The sequence below is a fragment of the Quadrisphaera sp. DVD1 genome (genome assembly GCF_058932755.1).
In genome coordinates this window covers 1-4188 of sequence record NZ_JBZYWI010000205.1, presented here as the reverse complement: position 1 = coordinate 4188, position 4188 = coordinate 1, and the positions used below count along the sequence as shown (strand labels likewise).

The 4188-nt window shown below is 74.1% G+C and carries 4 protein-coding genes; all 4 read right to left on the bottom strand.

Annotation, left to right across the window (positions count from 1 at the left end; genetic code table 11):
- Positions 1–677, bottom strand: a 677-nt coding sequence (gene folP, locus AC5FZL_RS15775) for a dihydropteroate synthase (protein ID WP_493619833.1), incomplete at its 3' end; no start/stop codon positions are given.
- Entirely contained in the window at positions 674–1261 is a 588-nt protein-coding gene (folE, locus tag AC5FZL_RS15770; RefSeq protein WP_493619832.1) for a GTP cyclohydrolase I FolE, read from the bottom strand. The genes folE and folP, both read right to left, overlap by 4 nt.
- A gap of 3 nt (positions 1262–1264) precedes the next feature.
- Positions 1265–3328 carry an ATP-dependent zinc metalloprotease FtsH gene (gene ftsH / locus AC5FZL_RS15765; protein WP_493619831.1) on the bottom strand — a complete coding sequence of 688 codons (2064 nt, stop codon included), beginning with the start codon at positions 3326–3328 and terminating at the stop codon, positions 1265–1267.
- Between the two features lie 150 nt (positions 3329–3478).
- Entirely contained in the window at positions 3479–4033 is a 555-nt protein-coding gene (gene hpt, locus AC5FZL_RS15760; protein ID WP_493619830.1) for a hypoxanthine phosphoribosyltransferase, read from the bottom strand.
- Positions 4034–4188: the final 155 nt, after the last annotated feature.

Genomic DNA, 4188 nt, shown 5'->3' with positions numbered 1-4188 from the left:
AGCAGCGCGCCGAGGAACCGCTTCCGAGAGGCGCCCACGAGCACCGGCAGGCCGTCGGCCACCAGCGCCGGCAGCGCGGCCAGCAGCGCCCAGTCGTGCACGCCGTCCTTGGCGAAGCCCAGCCCGGGGTCGACGACGACGCGCTCGCGCGGGAGGCCGGCCTCCTGCGCCGCCGCGACGCGCTCGGCCAGCGCTGCGCGGACCTCCCCGACCACGTCGTCGTAGACCGCCAGCTCGCGCATCCGGTCGGCGTGCCCGCGCCAGTGCGAGAGCACGACCAGCGCGCCGGTGCCGGCCACGGCGGGCAGCAGGTCGGGGTCGGCCAGGCCGCCGCTGACGTCGTTGACGACGGCCGCGCCGGCCTCGACCGCGGCGAGCGCCACGCCCGCCCGCATCGTGTCGACGCTCACCACGGCGCCGGCGGCGGCCAGGCCCGCGACCACCGGCAGCACCCGGCGCAGCTCCTCGGCCTCGGCCACCCGCTGCGCGCCGGGCCGGGTGGACTCCCCGCCGACGTCGAGCAGGTCGGCGCCCTCGGCGAGCAGCGCCCGGCCGTGGGCCAGCGCGGCCTCCGGCTCGAGCCAGCGGCCGCCGTCGCTGAAGCTGTCGGGGGTGGTGTTGACCACGCCCACCACCCGGGTGCGGCCGGGCGCGAGCAGGGGCGCCACGGCCGTCACCGGAGGATGAGGCTGAGCGCCTCGGCCCGGGTCGCGGGCTCGCGCATGCCGCCGCGGACCGCCGAGGTGGTGGTGCGCGCGCCGGGGCGCTGCACCCCGCGCATCGACATGCACAGGTGCTCGCAGTCGAGGACGACCATCACCCCGCGCGGGTGCAGGTGCTCGACGAGGGCGTCGGCGACCTGGGTGGTCAGCCGCTCCTGCACCTGCGGGCGGCGGGCGAAGACGTCGACGAGGCGGGCCAGCTTGGACAGCCCGGTGATCCGGCCGTCCGCCGAGGGGATGTAGGCGACGTGCGCGACCCCGGTGAAGGGCAGCAGGTGGTGCTCGCAGACCGAGGAGACCGCGATGTCGCGCACGAGGACCATCTCGTCGTGGCCGAGGTCGAAGGAGGTGGCGAGCACCTCCTCGGGGCGCTGGCGCAGCCCCGCGAAGAGCTCCACCCCCGCCCGGGCGACCCGGTCGGGGGTGTCGCGCAGCCCCTCGCGGTCGGGGTCCTCCCCGATGGCCGCGAGGTACTCGCGCACCGCGGCGCGCACGCGCTCGGCGTCGTACGCGCCGGTCGGCGTCTCAGCCGCCGCCACCGGTCAGGCCTGGGCGCCGGGGTCGGCCTGGAAGGGCCGGGGCACCTCGACGACCGCGCCGCCCGCGGGGTTCTCCCCGCTGGCCGCTGCCGCCTCGTCCTGCGGGGCCATCCGGCTGCTGCCGTTGACGTGCCCGTTGGCCATCGCGGCGCGCTCGCCGGGCGTGAGGACCGGCGGGGCGTCGGAGACCAGGCGCCGCGCGCTGGAGAGCCAGACCGGCCGCAGGGGCCGCTTCTGCACCGGGGCGAAGACCTGGGCGAGCTGCTCGCGGTTGAGCGTCTCCTTCTCCAGGAGCTCGAGGACCAGGGCGTCGAGCACCGCGCGGTGCTCCACGAGGATCTCCCAGGCCTCGTCGTGCGCGGCCTCGATGAGCCGGCGCACCTCCTCGTCGACGATCTCGGCGACGCCCTCGGAGTAGTCGCGCTCGTGGCCGACGTCGCGGCCGAGGAAGACCTCGCCGCTGCCGGAGCCGAGCTTGATCGCGCCCACCCGCTCGCTCATGCCGTACTGGGTGACCATCTTGCGGGCCAGCCCGGTCGCCTTCTCGATGTCGTTGGAGGCGCCGGTCGTCGGGTCGTGGAAGACCAGCTCCTCGGCCACGCGGCCGCCGAGGGCGTACGCGAGCTGGTCGAGGATCTCGTTGCGGGTGGTCGAGTACTTGTCGTCCACCGGCATGACCATCGTGTAGCCCAGCGCGCGCCCGCGCGGGAGGATCGTCACCTTGGTCACCGGGTCGGTGTGCCGCAGCGCCGCGGCCACCAGGGCGTGCCCGCCCTCGTGGTACGCGGTGATCTTCTTCTCCTTGTCGCTCATCAGCCGGGTCCGCTTCTGCGGGCCGGCGATGACGCGGTCGATCGCCTCGTCGAGCGTGGCGTCGGTGATGGTCGTGCCGCCGGTGCGCGCGGTGAGCAGCGCCGCCTCGTTGAGCACGTTCGCCAGGTCGGCGCCGCTGAAGCCGGGCGTGCGCCGGGCGACGGCCATGAGGTCGACCTCGGGCGCCATCGGCTTGCCCTTGGCGTGCACGCGCAGGATCTGCTCGCGCCCGACCATGTCGGGGGCCTCGACGGCGATCTGGCGGTCGAAGCGGCCCGGGCGCAGCAGCGCCGGGTCGAGGATGTCGGGGCGGTTGGTGGCGGCGATGAGGATGACGTTCGTCTTGACGTCGAAGCCGTCCATCTCCACGAGCAGCTGGTTCAGCGTCTGCTCGCGCTCGTCGTGCCCGCCGCCCATGCCGGCGCCGCGGTGGCGGCCGACGGCGTCGATCTCGTCGACGAAGATGATCGCGGGGGCGTTGTTCTTGGCCTGCTCGAACAGGTCGCGCACGCGCGAGGCGCCCACGCCGACGAACATCTCGACGAAGTCGGAGCCGGAGATCGAGTAGAACGGCACGCCCGCCTCGCCGGCCACCGCGCGGGCGAGCAGGGTCTTGCCCGTGCCCGGCTGGCCGTAGAGCAGCACGCCCTTGGGGATCTTCGCGCCGACCGCCTGGAACTTGGCCGGCTCGGCGAGGAAGTCCTTGATCTCCTCCAGCTCCTCCACGGCCTCCTGGGCGCCGGCCACGTCGGCGAAGGTGACCTTGGGGGCCTCCTTGCTGACGAGCTTCGCCTTGGACTTGCCGAACTGCATGACGCGGTTGCCGCCGCCCTGCATGTTCGCGAAGAAGAAGTAGAAGAGGACGAGGATCAGCAGCACCGGCAGCAGGGTGAGCAGCAGGCTGCCGAGGAAGGAGCCCTGCGGGACCTCGTCGGTCCAGCCGTCCTCCGGCGCGGCGTCGGAGACGGCCGCAGCGACCTCCTCGCCGCGCGGGGCGACGTAGTAGAACTGGACGTCGGTGCCGTAGTCCTCGCCGTCGACCACGTAGGGGTCTTCCAGGGTGAGGTCGACGCGCTGGTCGCCGTCGACGACGCGGGCCTGCGTGGCCCGCCCGTCGGCGAGCAGCTCGAGGCCGTCCTGGGTGTCGATCGTGGAGGTGCGGCCGCCGCCGAGGAGCTGGCTGGCGAGCAGCAGCCCGAGCAGCGCGACGACGATCCACACCGTCGGGCCGCGGAAGATGCGCCTGGGGTTCATGGGGTGGTGGGCGGTGAGCCCGGTCCCTCCTGCTCGCGAAGTCGGCGCCGACCGTACACCGGCGGGCCGAGAGTCCCCGCGCCGCGGCGGGTCCTCACTGGTCCAACGGACGAGCCGCCCGTCGCTGTTCCACCCGTTCGCTGCGGGCGATCACCCGGCGTAGACGTGCGGCGCCAGCGTGCCCACGAACGGCAGGTTGCGGTAGCGCTCGGCGTAGTCCAGCCCGTAGCCCACCACGAAGGCGTTGGGGATGTCGAAGCCGACGTAGCGGGTCTCGACCTCGACCTTGGCGGCGTCGGGCTTGCGCAGCAGCGTCAGCACCTCCACGGACGCGGCGCCGCGCGAGCGCAGGTTCGCCACGAGCCAGGACAGCGTGAGCCCCGAGTCGATGATGTCCTCGACGATGAGCACGTCGCGCCCGGTGACGTCGCGGTCGAGGTCCTTGAGGATGCGGACCACCCCGGAGGACTTGGTGCCCGACCCGTAGCTGGAGACCGCCATCCAGTCCATCTCGGCGCTGGAGTGCAGGGCGCGGCAGAAGTCGGCCATGACCATCACGGCGCCCTTGAGCACGCCGACCAGGAGCACGTCGCGCCCGGCGTAGTCGCGGTCGACCTCGGCGGCCATCTCGGCCAGCCGGCGCGCGATGTCCTCAGCGGGGACGAGCACCTCGGCGAGGTCCTGGCCCATGTCCTCGGCGTCCACCGCGCGTCTCCTCACCGGGTCGGAACTGCTCGGCGCTCGCTGCCCGCCGGCCCGTCGGGGTCGCGGGCGAGCGCCAGCCTGCCACAGGCCCGCTGGGCGCGGACGCCGGCGGGCAGGTCCACCGGTCCCTGGCCCCGCCAGGAGGTGACGAGGGC